This window comes from Aquimarina ulvae, from assembly GCF_053613295.3.
In genome coordinates this window covers 93,443-113,012 of sequence record NZ_JBSIBP030000005.1, presented here as the reverse complement: position 1 = coordinate 113,012, position 19,570 = coordinate 93,443, and the positions used below count along the sequence as shown (strand labels likewise).

21 protein-coding genes are annotated in these 19,570 nt (G+C 33.2%); 12 read left to right on the top strand and 9 right to left on the bottom strand.

Annotation, left to right across the window (positions count from 1 at the left end):
• Positions 1–102 precede the first annotated feature (102 nt).
• A complete protein-coding gene (locus ACWGOQ_RS12445; protein WP_452058477.1) occupies positions 103–522 on the top strand; it encodes a nucleoside-diphosphate kinase in 420 nt (139 codons plus the stop codon).
• Between the two features lie 164 nt (positions 523–686).
• Positions 687–1,526, top strand: coding sequence for a hypothetical protein (locus ACWGOQ_RS12440; protein WP_452058476.1), 840 nt, complete (start codon positions 687–689; stop codon positions 1,524–1,526).
• 3 nt (positions 1,527–1,529) lie between these two features.
• Here ACWGOQ_RS12440 and ACWGOQ_RS12435 read toward each other — a convergent pair whose 3' ends face one another.
• The 3 genes from ACWGOQ_RS12435 to ACWGOQ_RS12425 all read right to left on the bottom strand — a co-directional run bounded on the left by ACWGOQ_RS12435 (position 1,530) and on the right by ACWGOQ_RS12425 (position 5,593).
• Positions 1,530–4,079, bottom strand: coding sequence for a TonB-dependent receptor domain-containing protein (locus ACWGOQ_RS12435; protein ID WP_452058475.1), 2,550 nt, complete (start codon positions 4,077–4,079; stop codon positions 1,530–1,532).
• Positions 4,080–4,083: 4 nt separating this feature from the next.
• The gene (locus ACWGOQ_RS12430) at positions 4,084–4,998 is read right to left on the bottom strand and encodes a FecR family protein (RefSeq protein ID WP_452058474.1); all 915 of its coding nucleotides are present in this window, start codon (positions 4,996–4,998) and stop codon (positions 4,084–4,086) included.
• 73 nt (positions 4,999–5,071) lie between these two features.
• A complete protein-coding gene (locus tag ACWGOQ_RS12425; protein ID WP_452058473.1) occupies positions 5,072–5,593 on the bottom strand; it encodes an RNA polymerase sigma factor in 522 nt (173 codons plus the stop codon).
• Positions 5,594–5,764: 171 nt separating this feature from the next.
• Here ACWGOQ_RS12425 and ACWGOQ_RS12420 point away from each other — a divergent pair, with 171 nt between their 5' ends.
• From ACWGOQ_RS12420 to ACWGOQ_RS12410, 3 genes are all read left to right on the top strand, one after another.
• Entirely contained in the window at positions 5,765–7,204 is a 1,440-nt protein-coding gene (locus tag ACWGOQ_RS12420; RefSeq protein WP_458202818.1) for a hypothetical protein, read from the top strand.
• Between the two features lie 185 nt (positions 7,205–7,389).
• Positions 7,390–8,850, top strand: coding sequence for a hypothetical protein (locus ACWGOQ_RS12415; protein WP_452058471.1), 1,461 nt, complete (start codon positions 7,390–7,392; stop codon positions 8,848–8,850).
• A gap of 175 nt (positions 8,851–9,025) precedes the next feature.
• A complete protein-coding gene (locus tag ACWGOQ_RS12410) occupies positions 9,026–9,418 on the top strand; it encodes an acyl-CoA thioesterase (protein WP_452058470.1) in 393 nt (130 codons plus the stop codon).
• Here ACWGOQ_RS12410 and ACWGOQ_RS12405 read toward each other — a convergent pair.
• The 3 genes from ACWGOQ_RS12405 to recF are packed head-to-tail and all read right to left on the bottom strand — an operon-like array spanning position 9,404 to position 11,213.
• Complete coding sequence (locus ACWGOQ_RS12405; protein ID WP_452058469.1) at positions 9,404–9,700, bottom strand: DciA family protein; 297 nt, start codon at positions 9,698–9,700, stop codon at positions 9,404–9,406. The two genes, ACWGOQ_RS12410 and ACWGOQ_RS12405, sit on opposite strands and share 15 nt — an antisense overlap.
• Positions 9,700–10,113: a hypothetical protein gene (locus tag ACWGOQ_RS12400; RefSeq protein ID WP_452058468.1), complete on the bottom strand. Its 414-nt coding sequence runs from the start codon at positions 10,111–10,113 to the stop codon at positions 9,700–9,702. Before ACWGOQ_RS12400 ends, ACWGOQ_RS12405 begins: the two co-directional genes overlap by 1 nt.
• 11 nt (positions 10,114–10,124) lie before the next feature.
• Positions 10,125–11,213: a DNA replication/repair protein RecF gene (gene recF / locus ACWGOQ_RS12395; protein WP_452058467.1), complete on the bottom strand. Its 1,089-nt coding sequence runs from the start codon at positions 11,211–11,213 to the stop codon at positions 10,125–10,127.
• Between the two features lie 136 nt (positions 11,214–11,349).
• On the opposite strand from recF, the gene ACWGOQ_RS12390 reads away from it, so the two are divergent.
• The 7 genes from ACWGOQ_RS12390 (at position 11,350) to ACWGOQ_RS12360 (ending at position 17,713) form a co-directional block, all read left to right on the top strand.
• A complete protein-coding gene (locus tag ACWGOQ_RS12390; RefSeq protein WP_452058466.1) occupies positions 11,350–12,123 on the top strand; it encodes a tetratricopeptide repeat protein in 774 nt (257 codons plus the stop codon).
• A gap of 35 nt (positions 12,124–12,158) precedes the next feature.
• Positions 12,159–12,656, top strand: a complete 498-nt coding sequence (ribH, locus tag ACWGOQ_RS12385; RefSeq protein ID WP_452058465.1) for a 6,7-dimethyl-8-ribityllumazine synthase — start codon at positions 12,159–12,161, stop codon at positions 12,654–12,656.
• A gap of 161 nt (positions 12,657–12,817) precedes the next feature.
• Complete coding sequence (locus ACWGOQ_RS12380) at positions 12,818–13,111, top strand: hypothetical protein (protein ID WP_452058464.1); 294 nt, start codon at positions 12,818–12,820, stop codon at positions 13,109–13,111.
• On the top strand, positions 13,112–14,992 hold the full coding sequence (gene mutL, locus ACWGOQ_RS12375; protein ID WP_452058463.1) for a DNA mismatch repair endonuclease MutL: 1,881 nt from the start codon (positions 13,112–13,114) through the stop codon (positions 14,990–14,992).
• A 6-nt stretch (positions 14,993–14,998) separates the two neighbouring features.
• On the top strand, positions 14,999–15,787 hold the full coding sequence (locus ACWGOQ_RS12370; protein WP_452058462.1) for a rhomboid family intramembrane serine protease: 789 nt from the start codon (positions 14,999–15,001) through the stop codon (positions 15,785–15,787).
• A 1-nt stretch (position 15,788) separates the two neighbouring features.
• Positions 15,789–16,694 (top strand): rhomboid family intramembrane serine protease, encoded by a 906-nt coding sequence (locus ACWGOQ_RS12365; protein ID WP_452058461.1) that lies wholly within the window; start codon positions 15,789–15,791, stop codon positions 16,692–16,694.
• A gap of 2 nt (positions 16,695–16,696) precedes the next feature.
• The gene (locus tag ACWGOQ_RS12360; protein WP_452058460.1) at positions 16,697–17,713 is read left to right on the top strand and encodes an endonuclease/exonuclease/phosphatase family protein; all 1,017 of its coding nucleotides are present in this window, start codon (positions 16,697–16,699) and stop codon (positions 17,711–17,713) included.
• Between the two features lie 52 nt (positions 17,714–17,765).
• Here the strand turns inward: ACWGOQ_RS12360 and ACWGOQ_RS12355 are convergent, their stop codons facing one another.
• The 3 genes from ACWGOQ_RS12355 to ACWGOQ_RS12345 all read right to left on the bottom strand — a co-directional run bounded on the left by ACWGOQ_RS12355 (position 17,766) and on the right by ACWGOQ_RS12345 (position 19,553).
• The gene (locus ACWGOQ_RS12355; protein WP_452058459.1) at positions 17,766–18,539 is read right to left on the bottom strand and encodes a M949_RS01915 family surface polysaccharide biosynthesis protein; all 774 of its coding nucleotides are present in this window, start codon (positions 18,537–18,539) and stop codon (positions 17,766–17,768) included.
• Positions 18,540–18,617: 78 nt separating this feature from the next.
• Positions 18,618–18,926, bottom strand: a complete 309-nt coding sequence (locus tag ACWGOQ_RS12350) for a DUF6122 family protein (RefSeq protein WP_452058458.1) — start codon at positions 18,924–18,926, stop codon at positions 18,618–18,620.
• Complete coding sequence (locus ACWGOQ_RS12345) at positions 18,927–19,553, bottom strand: WbqC family protein (protein WP_452058457.1); 627 nt, start codon at positions 19,551–19,553, stop codon at positions 18,927–18,929.
• Between the last annotated feature and the right edge of the window lie 17 nt (positions 19,554–19,570).

Sequence of the window (19,570 nt, the reverse complement as noted above, 5' to 3'; positions counted from 1 at the left end):
TTATATATACTTTTGCACAAAATTTTGTATTTGGCCAAGTAGGTCAGCATGGTGATTAAAAAAATCCTCTTATAAGGAAATAGAATAAATTAAATTTTGAAAATGGCAACAAATAGAACTTTTACAATGCTTAAACCGGATGCGGTAAGAAAAGGATACATTGGTGCAATCCTTGAACAGATTACAGCTTCAGGTTTTAGAATTGTAGCAATGAAATTAACACAATTGACTACTGATGATGCTAAGGCTTTTTATGAAGTACATAGTGAGCGTCCATTCTATGGTGAATTAGTAGAATATATGACTAGTGGTCCAATCGTAGCGGCTATTCTCGAAAAAGAGAATGCTGTAGAAGATTTTAGAACTTTGATTGGCGCTACGAATCCAGAGGAAGCTGCAGAAGGAACTATTCGTAAAAAGTTTGCTACTTCGATTAGTGAAAATGCAGTTCATGGTAGCGATAGCGATGATAATGCTGCTATCGAAGGTGCTTTTCACTTCTCAGGAAGAGAGCAGTTCTAGAAAAAATATCAAAAAAAATACGTAAAAAACCATTCTGGCAATATCAGAATGGTTTTTTTTTACCCACTTCAGATCAATTATACTAAGAATTTTCACTGAAAACCGGGATCTTAATACCTTAATTATTCTTTAATATTGTCAAGTAATTATTAAAATTTTTAGGAATGAATAGTATTTCCAGAATTACACTTCAGGTTAGAGCTAGCAATACTAGTACTAAGTCATTAGAATTAGAAAAAGTAATTCCTCATTCAGAAATCCCAACGGTTAACTTATCAGAAGATCAACTTGATAAGGTTTTAGGTTTGGTCTCAGAATTAGTAACGGAAACAAGAGATCGAGTCTTAGAAGAGTACACAGCTGTTTACGAATTCAAATATAAATTTTATGATCAAAATGATGTTTTACTTGAAGCTAAGGATAGAAGCTCTTTTTTTGATGAACTCGTAGAGCAAGCTATTGTCTTTCCAGGGCTTCATCATAAACTTTTATTGTTTGTAAAGGATTCTTATTATAAAGAAAATAATGAAAGGTTTTGGAGAGACAGTGAAACACCAGTAGGGACAACAATTGCTACTTTGTTGGCGTTATCTGATATACAATACATCCAGAATTATATAGATTTTCTTCGTACCAATGATATGGATCACGAAGTTGATCAATATGGTGATATTAGTAATATCATAAATAAATATGGTATCTGTAAAGAAACACTATCATTGGCTTTAGTAAGAGCTGGTAGCGCTTGCGGACAACACGGTAGTGAACAGTTTGAAGAGCTATTGGATCAAGGTTTTTTAGAATATATTCAATCAAACTTTGATCTCTTTTTGAAAAAATTGGATCAAGAGCATGAATTCGACCAACTTTGGTTTTTAGATTTGGATTATGAAGAATTTTGGAATCCTGGTGATATGGAAACCGAGTGGATCGATACCATACTTGATGTTCTTGATGAGGAACAAAAAGAAAAATTTAGATTGTTTTTTAAAGAGCGCTTGTAAAGATTACCAAAACACTCTAAAACTCACATTTGGGGTAATGCCCAAAGAAATAATATCAGAGTTTATAAATCTGTTTTCTAGTGAGTTAGTAGTTCGAAACTCTCTGTTAAGTAAATTTTCTCTGTCATATAGGTTTTGTACAGAAAGTCCTAATCTATATTTGAGATATGGAGTTGATCTTATTTTGAAATCATAAATTGCAGAAAAATCAAGTCTATGATATATAGGTAGATTATTACTGTTGATTTCTCCAAAATCCAATACTACCAAATTTCCACTGTCATCAACTCCCGCGACATTGGTGTAAGCTTTTCCCGTATGCCAAAGCCACCCTAAAGACAACTGAAAATTATTGACTTTATAGAAATGAGACCATTTTACCGTGTGCTCAATATTCCAATTGCCAGGAAAAGATTTATTGTTGTTAATATCTTCAAATTTATTTTGCGTATTGATATATGAGTAACTCACCCAGGTTTTGTAGTTTTTAAAACGTTTTTTTAGAAAAAAATCTATTCCATAAATCCTGCTTTCTCCAGGATGATAGGTGTTATCGACTGGATTGATAAACCCTGCTGTTAGCGAGGTGATGTCATCTATTTGTTTATAGTATGTATCTACATCAAAATACCAAGTATGTTTCTTAAAACTACTTCCCATCGTAAATTGATAGCTGGTGATCACAGGAAATTGTTCTTTATTGGCCAATGTCCATACCTGATTTTCTAAGGACAGATCGCTAACTACAGATTCTCTTATCTGACTTACTGGCTGGCTGCGATATTCTCCTGTGGCATTAACCTCCCAATATTTTGACAGATTTTTTTGGATAAAAACCCTTGGCTCAATAATTGATTTTCCTAATTCCGTATAATGATTTAAACGTAATCCTGCAGATAGATAAATTTTTTTTGGAATTTCATATTTATATTCACCGTACAAAGCATGAGTATTCAGGAAACGATTGTCTTGATCCAGAATTAATTCATAGGTCGGAGTAGTGGTCACAAATGCATATTTGATAATGTTGTTAGAAAATTGATAGCCGCCCAGAACTTTTTGTGAATCGGATAAGAAATAGTGAATATCTAAAGCAGCACCAACATCCTTTACACTATTCTTTTTACTTTCGATCTCAGAAGCAGTTTCTGATTCTTCGGTGATAAACCGATAGTTTAACAAATATCGTGTGTAATATCCGTGGGTTTGAATATTCAATTTGCGATTGAAGCTATGTTCCCAGCTTAGATTATAGCCTTCATTTTCGGTGACTAGATTGTCATTTAAAGATGTTTGGTCATCACTTCTTTTAAAATCAAGATCATTTTTGCTGTACAAGGCATTCGCCTCAATCTTGTCATTATCTGAAATTTTAGTAATTAAATTAGCATTAAAATCTGCGTAGAAAAAATCGTTTTTAGCTTTATTAAGCGGGTTTCTTTCTGCAATAGTAGTATTCTGGAATACACGATCAGCAAATTGTTTGTAAGTAAATGTTTCAAGTATATCTGTAAAGGATCTTCTTCCTGATACTTGTAGTGATACTCTATCTTGCACAATTGGTAAATGCATTACAGCATCCGCATTGATCATATTAAAACCGGCTCCACCTGTAAAATTGTTGGCAACCTCATTTTCGGTTTTGATATCAATCACTCCAGAAATCCGATCTCCATATTTTGCACTAACACCACTTTTAGAAAAATTCACTTCTTTTACTACATATGGATTAAAAGCAGACAACATTCCAAAAAAATGCCCTTGGTGATAAGTCTTTATTCCATTCCAAAGCACCAAGTTTTGATGAGGAGTACTGCCGCGCACGTATACTCCTGATGCTGTTTCAAATGGACTGTTAACCCCAGGAGTTAGTTGAATACTTTGCAAAATATCTGGTTCTGTAAGACCTGGTAGTATTTCAATATCTTTTAGAGCAATATTTACTACCTTTTTACTTTGAGTAATTCCTTTGGTAAGGTATTCCTGAATAATTACTTCATCAAGCGTTTCTATGGTATTGTTCAGATAGATTTTAATACAGTTGCCATCAAGAAACTCTGAAGCATCAAGTACACGTTGCCTAAATCCCGGAGCACTGATCAAAATTACAGAATTCAAAGGTACTTGAAGATTCTCGAAATAGCCTTGTTCATCGGTAGTAACATTCGTTCTGGAAGCCTTAAAGAATACTCTGATTTTTTCTAGTGGTTCTAAACTCTCGTTATATATAGTCCCACATATGCTGATCGTATCCTTCTTAGTGTATTCTCTGATGGTAATAAAATTTTTTCCGGTAATTTCGAATTTTAGTTTTGACTGTTGTTGCAGGGTATCGATCACATCCTGTATACTCGTATTGGTAGTTGTTTGTAATGTAACAGTCTTATTTATTACTGTAGCATCAATATAGGAGAACTTAATGTTGAATTGTGTTTCTAAAGATGTGATTATTTGAGAAAGCGGTGCATTTTCTGCATTAATAACAACTGTTTTCTCTTGTGAAAAAACAGCAGCACTCCAAAAAAGTATGCACACGCAAAAAAGTCTTGTCATTCTCTTAATTTTCTACCACCACGGTCTTACGATCTTGCAAAAGCTCGTATTGCAAACCTAAGGTACTAAAAACTGTTTTAAGAGCCACCTCTATATCATTATTAGGAAAAGTTCCTGTGTATATGATGCCTGTGTCAATGCCTTTGGCATTAATATTTATATGGTATTGTTCCTCTAATTCATTAAAAACAAAACGAAGTGGGACACTTCTAAAAGAACTTGTATGAGTGATCCAAGATGGCCCTAATGCCTCAAAGGTCCAGTTTTCTGATGCAGTACGAGCAATTTTCCTAAACCCTTTTCCTGCAGTCAGAACTGTGTTTTCTTCTCCGCTAGACACACGTACTTTTCCCTCATAACAAACAGCTTCAAAAAAAGAGTCATTTGATTGAACATTAAATTCAGTTCCTAATACAGAGATCTCTCCATTTGTGGTAATCACCGTAAATGTACTTCCTTTTTTTACTTTAAAATATGCTTCACCAGTTAAAGAGACTGTCCTATTGTTCTTCCAATTATCCTTGTCAAAAACAGCTTCAGATTTTGCATTTAGAATCATTTCAGAGCCATCAGGTAAAGTTACGGTTAACTGTTCTCCATAAGAAGTAGTAAATGACTCGTTCGATTTAAAAAAGAATAGTCCAAAAATGAGAGCTATTGAAGCGGCTGCAGCCAAATATGGCCAAAGTCTAATAACGAGTTTTGTGTTTTTTTCAGAAGTGATAGTGCGCTTGGATTTTATTTTTTGTAAAGCTGTATCGATATCATACGCTGTTAGATCCAAAGCATCTGCACCTTCTTTTATTTTTCTGTAATGATAATATTCTTTATGAGATTTAAAATCAATTAGTTCCTCTGAAGAAAGCTCATCATTTATCCATCTGGATAAGAATATATCATCTTTTTTATCGTCTAACATAACTCATGTATATAGTAAAGAAACGTTTCATTCTCTAAGAACCCTACCCCCTTTTTTATTTTGTATCAACTATTTAAACATTTCCAATCTTCTTTCGTAAACTTACAAGTGCTTTATGCATTAATTTTTCTATAGCTTTTACAGATACATTGGATAATTCTGCAATTTCTCTATAAGTTTTCTTATCGATTCTGTTTAGTAAAAAAACTTCTCTTTGCCTATCTGGTAAATCCGCAATTGCATTTTTTAATTTCTCCATATATTCTTTTTCAAGCATCACAAATTCTGGAGATTCATTAGTTACATCACTTTTACGTTGGGTAATATATTTTTGATGTTTAAATCTTACTTGTTGATGGCGTGCTATGCTAATTCCCAAATTTGTAGCAATGGTATAGACATAGCTTTTTGCCTTGTCTAAAGGGACCTTTGCACAATTATTCCATAGTTTAATAAAAGAATCTTGTACGATATCTTCCGCTTGATCTAGGTCTCCGAATTTATAATACAGATAACTTCTTAAAAGTTTTGCATGACTTTTGAAAAATTGATCAAAGGCTTGTTCATTACAAGTAGAGTTTTTACTATCAGGCATTTGGGGTTGATTAGGGTCTCAAATCTAGAAGTTTTTTTATTGAGATCAAAAGCAAAAAAAATAAAATTTAAAATTTTTGGGTAGGGTATTCTTTTGAAGCTGCGTTTTATTGTTGTGAGGTTGATAAAAAACTTCTTAAAATTAATTGTAGACAACCCCTAAAAAATTATAATGATGAAAAAATTTAGTATTTGGTGTGTAATGATCTTTACACTTTTAATTGGAGTTACTTCCTGCGAGGAAAATGAAGAATTTGAAACCTGTCCCGATATTACTATTAACATCGATAACGTGCCAGGTAGTACTGTATATCGTTTTGTTGCGCAATTAGATGGTATTGAAGATGTAAGATTTACTTGGTCTATTGATGGAGAAGTAGTAGACACAGGTAGTCTTAATGATATCGCAAGTCAGATTTTTGATTATCAGTTTGAAGAGGGAACACATACTATTTGTGTAAAAGTAGCAAGTGATACGTGTCCTTTAGAGGTGTGTAAAGAGATTGAAGTAGACCGAGATGAAACAGATCCTTGTCCTGATCTATTCTTTGAAGCAAGACAATATGAAAGACCGAATAAATATAAGTTTATTGCAGATTTTCCTAGAATAGAAGATACGAGTTATGAGTGGTTTATAAATGGGGAGGTAGTAGAAAATGATAATCAGAATCAGAATGATGATAACTATTTGTTTTGGGAATTTAATGAGCCTGGTAGCTATGAAGTATGTATCAAGACAGAAACTCCTGAATGTCCTAATGGAACTTCGTATTGTAAGGTGATTGAAGTAGAAGAAGGAGATACAGAAGAAGACTGTCCAGAATTGTTTTTCATTTTGGAACAAGATGGAAATAATCCTGCATACTATTTCCAGGTTGAGTTTGAAGGTGCAGATGATATCGAGTGGTTAGGATGGTATATTAATGGCGAGTTTGTTGAAGATTCTAATAATGGAGACAACAACCGGTTCTATTACCAGTTCGGACCAGGAAGATATGAAGTATGCTTAAAAACAGAAACTCCTGAATGTCCGGAGGGAACATCATATTGTAAAGTGATAGAAATTGAATCCAATACAGTTTGTCCCGAATTATTTTTTGAAGCAGAACAAGATGGGGATAATCCTGCATATTATTTTTATCCAAATTCTTTTGATGGCATTGATAATGTAACCTTAGAATGGTCTGTAAACGGAGATTATGTAGGAGCAAGTTCAGGACCTAATGATCCTTTTTACTTTCAGTTTAATCCAGGAAGATACGAAGTATGTCTTTCTGTAGAAACACCAGATTGTCCCAATGGAATAACATTTTGTAAAGTAATCGAAATAGAAGAGCCAGGAAATGATTGCCCTAATCTATTTTTCAATATCGAGCAAGAAGGGGATACTCCAGGGTATAATTTCTGGGCAGAATTTGAAGGAATGAATGCGGTTTCTTATGAATGGACGATCAATGGGGAGATAGTGGATTCTGAAATGCTGGAGAGTAATGATAGAGATAATTATTTCTACTACCAATTTGGAACAGGTACTTATGAAATCTGTATCATTGCAGAAACACCAGATTGTCCCAATGGAATAACATTTTGTAAAACATTAGTTATTGAATAAAGAAGTTTAGTTAGGTTAGGTTAATTAGGATGATTCCCTGGGAGCATTGCCAATCTTCCAGGGAATTTTGTATATATAGGTAAGATGTGTTAGATTGTGATGGCAAAAACGGATAAAAATTATTCGGCGCTAGGGTAGGGTGTATTGATTTTCAGTCGTTTTACTTATATAAAGACAAAAAAAAATTGAAGAACTTCCATTCGAACATACAGTTATCAGCACTTTTAATAATACTATTTTTTAATAGTTGTGTAAATGATGATTCATTTTTTCCCGAAGAAAATACGGATAGCTTGATATCCAGTGCTGCCATAGTTACAGTTCTTTATAATTTTGATACAGAAAACACGTTTCCAGCAGAAAATGATCAATGTTTTAGATTTGTATATCCGATTACTTTAGAATATAATACAAATTCTACAATTAGATTAGATAGTTATCAGGGATTATTAGATGTGATTTCCAGTCAAGGTACTAATTTCAATATTACAGGATTACAATTTCCAATTCAGATTGTTTTTAGAGAAAGTGATACTGAAATTTCTATTTCCAATGAAACGGCCTTATTAGATGTCTTACGAGAATGTCAGTTCGATACTGTTCGGGAAGAATTTGATCAATTTTTTGATAACTGTTTCAAGTTTGATTACCCTGTTACTTTGAAAGGGGTGGATGCAAGAGAAGTAACCATAAACTCGGATGAAGAGTTTGTGGTTTTTTATCAAAACCAAGGAACTTCGTATCAACCTGAATTTAAATTTCCAGTAAATGTATTAGTTGCACCGAATTTTGAAAGTACAGCAGTAGATACTTATTTTGGCTTTTACAGAATTATAGCCTCTTGTGAGCGCCGTTGTCCCCAACTTAACTTTATTTTTGAACAAACAGATACTTTTAATTTAGGATATAGATTTGAGGCGACTTTTCCAGACTTAGAGAATATAGGGGCTTATAGCTGGTTTGTTGATGGTGAATTTATTGAAAATGATGGTCCAAATAATCAAGGAGATAATTTATTATTATACAACTTTGATTCTCCAGGAGTTTATGAAGTTTGTATCAGAACTGAAACGGAAACCTGTCCTGAGGGAATAGAATTTTGTAAAAGAATCGAGATTACTGAATCTTGTCCAGAGTTGTTTTTTGAATCAGAGCAAGAACAGGGAACCTTACAGTATACTTTTATATCCAGTTTTGATGGAATTGATCAAATAACTTATCAATGGTTTATTGATGATCAATTAATAGAAGAAGATGGTGGGGAGAGTGGGGATAACACATTACTCTTTGAATTATCACCAGGTGTACACGAAGTGTGTATTAAAACAGAGGCGCCATCTTGTGCGTTTATTGTAGAGTTTTGTGCAGAAATTGTAGTGGATCCCATCTGTCCTGATTTGTTTTTTGTTGCAGAACAGGAAGGAAATACGTCGAGCTATACATTTACTGCAGAATTTCCTGAAATAGATAATACAGTATATGATTGGACAATTAACGGGGATATTATTGAGCAGGATGGAGGACCGGGAGCAGATAATACCTTGTTTTTTCAATTTGATCCTGGAACCTACGAAATTTGTATTGGAGCAGAAACAGATACTTGTCCAGAAGGAGCCTTCTTTTGTGAGCAAATTGTTGTAGAGTAGATAAATCTACAATGATCTTATGGTAAAACCGTAAAATTAGCAGACTAAAATTTAGAATCTAAAAGTAATTATCTGATCAAATTTCGAAATAAATAATTCTTTACAGCATATCTTAAAACCTTCTTGATATGCTTACTATTTCTTTAACTTTGTGAAAAAGTAAAGGAATATAAATATGAGATATCACACTAGAAAAATCGTAAAACCAGGTGATTTAAACCCCAATGAAACATTGTTTGGCGGTAGGTTATTGGAATGGATTGATGAAGAGGCTGCATTATATGCAGTTATTCAGTTAGAAAGCAAAAAAGTAGTAACCAAGTTTATGTCCGAAATAAATTTTGTGAGTTCTGCTGTCCAAGGAGATATTGTAGAAATTGGAATGGATGTAATAAAATTCGGAAATTCTTCACTCATATTAACCTGCGAAGTAAGAAATAAATTAACCCGTAAAACCATTATAAAGGTGGAAAAAATAACAATGGTAAACCTCGATGAGAAAGGCAAGCCTGCTCCACACGGAAAAACCAAGATTGAATTTGTAAGGGATCGATTAGCGCAAAACTAATTTCCTGATTAGATCTCTGCCAAGAGCATCATTTATGTTAGTAATAATTTTATCTTTTCCATAGCTTAATTCTTCTCTGAGTACCGAAGAAGTAAGTTCTATGTATAAAGTTTCTCTATCTAGCTTTACATTTCTGGTATATTTGTTAATGGCTGGACCCATAATTTGTTCCCAAACATCACGCACTTCCACTTTATCCAAACCTTTCTGTAGTTTATTTTCACTAACGAATTCTTTAAGAACGTCACTGATGCTAAGATGATCATTTTGTCTTCGCGCCATTATAATTCAATCTTTGTATATGGTCTGTAAAAGTACAGATTTCCTGCTTCATTTTGTATGATCATCTGATTTTGTTTTGCAGAAATAAGGGTTTCTTTCCAGGTTGCTAACGGAGTCTTATAATACATCCGTAAACTATCATTTTCTATTACCAGTGTAAAAGCTTCATGATCCTTTGTCGTTATAAAATTACCGTGCAGTTGTGGTTGTACTTTTTTACGAATACCTTTCATTTCGTTTACTACAAAAAAGTCAACACTTTGATTAAAAGTATATCGTTTTTCAACATCTTCGGTTGTAATTACTTTTTCAATTTCCCAATATCCGTCAATGTGATTAATAAAATCTTCTGGATTTGGTTTCGAACATGAAACCAGAAAAAAAATGACTAGGTAAAAACTATTTTTTAGCATAATTTTCTTTTTTATAGAGATGCTAGTTTTATAATTTTATAGGATTGAGATATTTTTTTAACTACTTTTTCTGTTCGATCTGCATGAGTGTCACTGATAAAAAGTTGTCCAAAATTTTGATCATCAACCAGTTGTATGATGTGTTCAACGCGCTTTTCATCAAGTTTGTCAAAAATATCATCCAATAATAATAATGGATTTACTTTACTTTGTTTTTTTATAAAATCAAATTGAGCCAGTTTCAATGCGATTAAAAACGATTTCTGCTGTCCTTGGCTTCCAAATTTTTTTATTGGATACCCCTCAATTTCAAAAGATAAATCGTCCTTATGAACTCCTACACTTGTATACTGTAACATTCTGTCTTTTGCCAGATGCTGCTCTAATAATGTTCGTAAGCTGTTTTCGCCTAGTTTACTTAAGTAATTTAGAGAAACCTTTTCTCTACCAGAACTTATCGCTTCATAACGATGAATGAAGATAGGGATAAATGTTTCAAGAAAGGTAGTTCTTTTATGGTAAATAGTACTGCCCAGTTCATGAAGTTGCTGATTATAAATTTCTAAATTAGTTGAGTCAAATGTATTGTTCGCTGCAAAATATTTTAAAAGTGAATTACGTTGGGAAACCACCTTTGAATATTTAAGTAAGGTCGTAAGGTATATGGGATCACTCTGAGAAATAACTCCATCTATAAATTTACGTCGCGTGTCGCTTCCATCAGTTATTAAATCTCTATCTGCAGGAGAAATAATAACCAGTGGTAAAAAACCAATATGCTCGCTAAACGTATCATACGCTTTACTATTTCTTTTAATTACCTTTTTCTGACCTCTTTTAGCACTGACGATTACTTTTTCTTCTCGATCCAATTTTTCATACAGTCCTTCAACAACAAAGAAATCTGTTCCATGTTTTATGTTTTGTCCTGTAATTGGATTAAAATAACTTTTCCCAAAAGATAAGTGATATATAGCATCCAGAATGTTTGTTTTTCCTACACCATTATGTCCTACAAGACAATTAATCTTATTGTCAAATTCGAAATTAACGGATTCAAAATTTTTATAATTAATTAAAGAAAGTGATTTTAGAATCATAAATTACTGATCGTCAGTGTATCGTGCTGTATTTGAAATTCTCAATTAAGAAGTGCAAAATATTGAAAAATAACAAATATTTTCGCTTTTAATTATGAATAAAAATTTTATTTTTGCCGTTCATTAAATATAATTTATGGCAACTTATAAGAAACGAGGATATAAACCAAAAAATAATGCAGAAGAGGTTGAACAATTAGAAGATCAATCTACAACAGCTGAGGTATTTAATACGTTGGATGAAGGTGCTTCCCGCACAGAAGAATGGGTTGCGGCTAACCAAAAATATATTTTTATAATTGTTGGTGCTATTGCGGTAATAGTCTTAGGGTATTTGGGATATCAAAAATATATACAGGAACCAAAAGAACTAGAAGCATCTAATGAAATGTTCCAAGCGCAACAATATTTTGACGATGCTGTAAATGGTAATACAACTGTTAGTGATTCGTTATATACATTAGCACTTAAAGGAGGCGAAGGTAAATATGGATTTTTGGAGATTATTGAAAATTATGGTGGCACAAAAGCGGCTAACCTTTCAAATTACTATGCTGGTTTTTCTTATCTTAACATGGATCAATATCAGGAAGCTATTGATCATCTTGATAAATTTAAAAGTGATGACGAGATGCTAGGACCTTTGGCGCTAGGTGGAATAGGAGATGCTTTTGTTCAATTAGATCAAATGGACGAAGCATTATCATACTATGAAAAGGCAGCAAAAGCAAAAACAAATGATTTTACAACACCAAAATTCTTATTGAAGTCTGCTATCACTGCAATTTCTTTAGGAAAACCTGAAGTAGCAATTACTTATTTAGAACGAATAAAAGAAGAGTTTTCTAAAAGTCCGGAGGCAAATCAGGCAGATGTTCATTTGGGAAGAGCTCAGGCAATGCTTAAATAATTTAAGTAATAAATTCAGGAATCTGAATTTCAAATATGGCTACAGAAAATAAAAATTTATCTCAATATGATAAAACCACCATCCCAAACGCGAAAGACTTTCGGTTTGGGATGGTGGTTTCAGAATGGAATGAAACAATAACAGAAGGTCTTTTTCAAGGTGCTTTTGATGCTTTACTGGACTGTGGGGCGATAAAGGAGAATATAGTAAGATGGAACGTCCCCGGTAGTTTCGAGTTAATATATGGCTGCAAAAAAATGCAAGAATCTTTTGATATGCTTGATGTGATCATTGTTATCGGTAGCGTGATTCAGGGAGAAACCAAGCATTTTGATTTTGTGTGTGAAGGAGTTACACACGGAATCAAGGACTTAAACATCCAAAACGATATTCCAGTTATCTTTTGCGTTCTAACTGATAATAATCTACAACAATCAATTGATCGATCTGGTGGAAAACACGGTAATAAAGGTACAGAAGCTGCAGTTGCCGCAATAAAAATGGCACAGCTACGTAAAGACGCTAAGTTTTAATAAACGTTGTACGAGTTTTTAGATTACTCTTTCTTTTTTTGAATTTGAAAAAGCGGCATCATCCTTGCTGTTAATATCTCAATGTTATTGTAATGCTAAAAGCTTTAGATTACTATGCATTTTAAGTATATTTGGATTATATAAAAAGAAAGGAGTAACAGGTGAAATTAAGTATCCCTAAGAGAAAAACAAATCGAAGATATAACTATACCCCAAGATATTATAAAGGTAAGAGTGAAGGGAATATCTATGATTTTGAAAATAGAATTACTAAATATCGTGAAACTCGAAATGCGATCGATTTTGGTTCTCAATGGAGTGAAGATCGAAAAGCGAGTCGTAATCGAGGGAATCGAGAAATAAATAAAAGAGTTCTATACATTGCTGTTGTCCTCATTTTTATCTTTTTATATTTAATAGATTTTGATTTATCCATATTTACTGCCCGACAATAAATGTCAGATATTATCCAACTTTTACCGGATCACGTAGCCAATCAAATTGCTGCCGGAGAGGTAGTGCAAAGACCAGCTTCTGTAGTCAAAGAACTATTAGAAAATGCGATCGATGCAAAAGCTACGCACATTAAGTTAATTGTAAAAGAAGCTGGAAAAACACTTATTCAGGTGATCGATGATGGTGTTGGTATGAGTGTTACCGATGCAAGACTCAGTTTTGAAAGACACGCTACTTCCAAAATAAAATCCGCAGAAGACCTATTTCAATTACATACCAAAGGATTTAGAGGAGAGGCACTTGCTTCTATTGCTGCCATTGCACACATAGAATTAAAGACAAAACAAGAAGAAGATGAAGTAGGAACAGAAATAAAAATTGAAGGAAGTGAAGTAGTGTCGCAAGAAGTTTGTGTCACTCCAAAAGGGACTTCAATTTGTGTTAAGAATTTGTTTTATAATATCCCTGCTCGACGAAATTTTTTGAAATCAAATACCGTAGAACTACGCCATATTATTGATGAGTTTCATCGGGTGGCTATGGTACATCCAGATATTAAATTTGATATGTATCATAATAGTAGTGAAGTTTTTAGTTTACCAATAGCTAATTATCGTCAACGTATTGTGCACATTTTTGGAGGGAAAACCAATGAGAAATTGGTTCCTGTTAATGAAGAAACAGATTTAGTGAGTATCACAGGATTTGTCTGTAAGCCAGCATATGCAAAAAGAACGCGAGGAGAACAATTTTTCTTTGTTAATAATCGCTTTATTAAAAGTGCGTATCTGAATCACGGCGTAAATTCTGCATTTGAAGGGTTGTTAAAAGAAAAAACACACCCCAGTTATTTTATTTATCTTACCGTAGATCCAACATCTATTGATATTAATATTCATCCTACGAAGACCGAAATTAAGTTCGATGATGAACATGCATTATATGCCATGTTGCGTTCTACAATAAAGCATAGTCTGGGTCAATTTAATGTAGCGCCAGTGTTGGATTTTAATAGAGATGCATCTATGGATACTCCATATGAGTATAAAAGTAGAATAGTGAAAACTCCAACTATAGAAGTAGATAGAAGTTTTAATCCTTTTAAAGAGGATAAACTTGACGCTAATTCCTCTTTTTCTTCAACAAAAAGTTATGCTAATTTCAAAAAAGAATCAGCAGGTAATTGGGAAAACTTGTATACTGGTATAGAGACTTCAGAAAAAGAAGATACATCAACGGAGAGTGATTTTTCTTCAATAGAATTTGAAAGTTCTGAAGTAACAGGCTCGTTGTTTAATGGAGAACAACAGGCAGAATTAGAGCATAATACTACCTATCAACTTAGGCGAAAATACATTGTGACTACGATCAAAAGTGGTATGGTAATCATTCATCAACACAGAGCACATCAAAGAATATTATATGAAGAGGTGTTGCGTAATATTACGATGGCTAGCGCTGTAAGTCAACAATTGTTATTTCCGCTAAAATTATCCTTTTCCAAGCAGGAGATTAAATTTTTAAAAGAAGTTCAGGAACAACTGGAAAACACAGGTTTTGTTTTTGAAGATATTAAACCAGAAGAGATAACTATTACGGGAATTCCAACAGTAACTACAGAAAGTGAAGTTTCTGTACTTTTGGAGAAGTTGATGAGTGATATCGAACAAGAAGTTCCTGATAGTGGTTTTTCATTAACAGATTTGCTGGCAAGATCCATTTCAGGAAGTTTAGCTGTTAGAACTGGTGCTGATTTAGCTAAAGAGCAACAGCAACATATAGTGAATAGTCTTTTTGCGTGTACAGAACCAACAATAACACCAGATAATAAGCCAACTTTCATCACGTTAACAGTAGATGATATAGATAAAAAATTTTAAGAATAGATGGGGAGAGTTTCGAAAGCGGTTAAACATATACTGATCATAAATATTATTTTTTGGATAGGAATGCTGTCCGTTGCTCGCGGAGCCCTTTTTGAAAATCTCTTTGCATACCATTTTGTTGCGAGTGATTTGTTTAAGCCGTGGCAGATTTTGACACATATGTTTATGCACGCAGGATATGTCCCCACAGCAGGAGGAGGAGAGACTATTTATTTTCAGCATATACTATTTAATATGTTTGGGCTTTGGATGTTTGGTACTCCAGTTGAAAGATTTTTAGGTACTAAAAAGTTCGTGTTTTTTTATATTTCGGCAGGTCTCGGAGCACTTCTAATTCATGCTGGATGGGATTATTTTCAGTTTCAAGCAGAACTTTCTAATTTAATCAATGCTGGTTATAATAAAGAAGCTGTTTTTGATTTATTAAATGAAGGTAAGTTTAATCCTCAATGGGAGAATATTTTAGGAGAGAAAGGTTTACAAAATCTAGCAGGAAATTTCATAGGTACTTTAGTAGGTGCTTCAGGTGCATTAATGGGAGTATTAGTTGCTTTTGGAGTTTTGTTTCCAGAAACTCCTTTGATGCTTATATTTCTACCAATACCAATAAAAGCAAAATATTTTATTCCAGCTATAATTTTGCTGGATCTATTCTCTATGCTTTCAGGGTATTCAATATTTAGCCCTTCTAATACAGCGTATTTAGCCCATTTAGGAGGAGCTTTGTTTGGATTCTTAATGGTATGGTATTGGAAAAAGAATTCGTTTAATCAAAATCGTTGGAACTAAGATGGCAACAGGTAGTCTTTCATATCAGTGGAAAACAGCAAATATTTCGATAAAGATTATTGCGGTTAATGCCCTGATCTTTCTTATTGCAAGATTAGGTGCCTGGATATTAAAAATACAACCGGGTGGTTTGATGGAATGGTTTGTGCTTCCGGCTGATTTTTCTAATCTTATACTGCAAGTATGGGGAATTGTTACTTATAGTTTTTTGCATTTTGACTTTTGGCATATTTTCTGGAATATGCTTATGCTTTATTGGTTTAGTCAGTTTGTCTTAAACTTATTTACAGAGAAACGCTTTTTAACCATTTATTTGTTAGGTGCAATAAGCGGAGGGTTACTTTTTGTATTGGCTTACAATTTTTTCCCGGTTTTTGAAGGTCAAAGAGGATACTTAATTGGCGCTTCGGCAGCGGTTTTAGCAGTTGTAGTATTTATTGCGACATATGCACCTTATACGCAGATCAGAATTTTTATGTTTACTTTAAAAGTATGGCATATTGCTCTTTTTATGGTGTTAGGAGACATTATAAGGTTATCAAGCTCCAGTGAAACTCAGGATGTAATAGCAAATAATTCTGGTGGTTTAATTGCGCATCTTGGCGGAGCATTGTTTGGGTATCTTTATGCTAGTCAGCTTAAAAAAGGAAAGGATATTGGCAGTTGGTTTGAAAAGCTGATGGACTCCACAGTTAGTATTTTTAAAACTCGAAAGAAAAGTCCTTTAAAGACAGTACACAGGGCTAAAAAAGCAAAAACTACAACTAACAAGAAAACCACAAGTCCCAAGCCTAAAACCCCCAATCAAGCAGAAATAGATGCCATACTTGATAAAATTAGTAAAAGCGGTTATGATAGTTTAACCAAAAAAGAAAAAGACTTCTTGTTCAAAGCGGGCAAAGATTAGTTATGAGAAAAGTTGTTAATAAGGTTGTTTTCTTTGTCAATTCTTTAGTGGCATTTGCCTTATTGATGGCTTATTTGCTGCCTTATGTGTCACCACAAACATTTCCATTATTGTCAGTTTTAAGTCTAGCTGTTCCTATACTAATAGTGATTAATGTGTTGTTTTTTTTGTATTGGGTAATACTCTTAAAGCGTAAGATGTTATTGTCATTAATTGTATTAGTTTTAGGTATTTCTCACGTATCTTCTTTATACAAAATAAGAGGCAAGTCATGGGATGAAACCACTAATACATTGTCTTTGTTGAGCTATAATGTGCATGCGTTTAATCGGTTTAAGTGGATTGACTCTGACTTGATACCTACTGATATTTCCAAATTAGTTAGAGATGAAAAGCCAGACGTTTTTTGCGCCCAAGAGTTTTATAATAATCCAGATATAGATTTTAGTCAGTACGAAAATAAATATGAATATTTTCATCATAAAAGTCAAGAATTGGCATTGGTGATTTTCTCTAAGTATCCTTTTCTAAATAAAGGGTCCCTAAATTTTAAGAAAACGGCAAACAACGTGATTTTTGCTGATATCGTTTTACCTTTAGACACGATCAGAGTATATAATGTTCATCTGCAATCTCATGGAATTAGTACTAAAACAGATGATTTAGCAAAGGCAGATTCTCAAAAGCTGTTTAAAAGGATACAGACATCTTTTAAAAAACAACAAAGTCAGGCAGAACAACTTATTACTCACATGAAATCATCTCCTTATAAAAATATTGTCATGGGTGATTTTAATAATACAGCGTATTCCTATATCTACGATAAGATTAAGTCTGAAAACCTGCAAGATACTTTTAAGGAGGCCGGGAAAGGATTTGGCAAAACTTTTAACTTTGAACTGTTTCCTGCCAGGATTGATTTTATTTTAGTGCCAGAAGATACAGAAGTGGTTGCTTTTAAAAGTTTTGATGTAGAACTTTCTGATCATTACCCTATATTTTCAAGGATTAAGCTTTAATCAAAATCTTCATGTTCCAGTAATTTTTTAGCTATAAAACCAAGATTGATAACTACATTTTTTCCAAGCGTGTAGATTTATTTTGCATATCTTTTTCCCAACTTTCTACAAAAAGCGCATGTCCATTTTGGATCATAAGTCTCATTTTTTCCTTTACAGCTTCTTGTATTTGAATAGGGAATTTATAAAAATTCTTATTGATTTTGGTAATTCGGCCATCAGCAATTTCACTATTTTGATGCTTAATTGTTACCCTTTTTTTCTTGTAATATGCCATGATTCTTACTCTGCCATCCTTATATCCGTTTTGGCCAGTAGTACCATATACTAGTATAGGATCAACAATACCATCTTTATCAAGATCCGATATTTCTGAATATTGGTTCCAGAAGCCAATAGATGTTTCCCAGTCTTTATCTATTTCTCCTTTGATTGTCGACCTTTTTTTAAATTGATTATTGTTATTGATTAAATATAATGCGTATACGTTATCGTAGAGGGTGTCTTTTTCTTTAGTTATATCTTTTTTATGATCGGTTAATAATAAGTAAAACTCATTGGAATCATCTGTATAACTGTATGCCTGATATACTGTATTTGAGATACCTAATTGAATTTGTCTACGATTACTAAAAATGGAGTTCATTTCCTTTTTAGAAAGCTTACGGGCAAGCGTAGTGTCCATTGGCATCGTAGCATGCTTTTGTATAGGAAGTGCATTGACAATTGTTGATTTATTATTTTGGGAATTTTCTTTGGAATCTTTAGTTTGTTTTCCACAAGAAAAAATGACTAAAACAGCGCTATAAAGTAGAAATTTTTGCATAGATCAAAAGGATTAAAATAGAAATGGGTTACATAAGTTTAGTACTAAATGTAAAAAATATTTTTTAAATACAACTACTTACATCATCCAACAATCCAATTGGTCAGTTAGTATATGCCATAATAACGCTATTCCAACAGTTCTTGTAGGCTTTGGTATCATTAACAAGCTATATCCAATAATAGCATAAATACTATGTAAAAAGTGAAAACCAATACTACATCGGTTTGGATCAGAAATTGGACTGGCTAGCAGATGATCGACATCGATGAACATCGCTCCCAGAAAAATTAGGTATACTTTTTTCCATTGTTTCGGAAAGAAAATGATAGCAATTACTAAAGGAATTGCAAGATGAAACCCGTAATGCACGATAGTACGTAGCATTTAGAAAATAGATTGATTCTCCAGATATGATAACGCACTGGTTCCTTCATTAAACAACAAATCTAAAATAGAAAGATTAGGGATAAATCCATATTTATCTGAAAAGACTTGGATATAGGTTTGCAGGTTTGCAGGTTCTTTCCTTTTTGCGTTGACTAATATCCTTAAATCACCTATGTCTTCAGGTTTTTTTTGAAACGATGTTGTTTTGCTGTAGGATAGGTTTAATTGCAAACAGTCGAACATCGATTCCATACATTCATAATTAAAATCTAGTAAGAACTCTTTTCTTTTTTCGAAAAGATGTACCAAATCATCTTCATAATATTCAAAGAAAGGAGAGGTTCGATATGCGGATTGTATCGATTTCCAATGAAGCATTTGCCACGGAAATTCATTTTCTATCCGTACATCTTTGTATAATTGTTTACTATTGGTTTTGTTTCCTATATGTTTTATAGGTATAGTTAATAAAAGCTTTCCATTAGCTCCATATATATACGTTCTGTTACGATAGGTTTGTTTTTGATAATTGTCTTGGTTTTCAAAAACCATGGATGCTGATTGCGCTATTGCTACATATTGCGCAATAGAACCAAAGTACATAGGATGGAGTAGGGTTTTCAATTCTTAGAATTATTTCT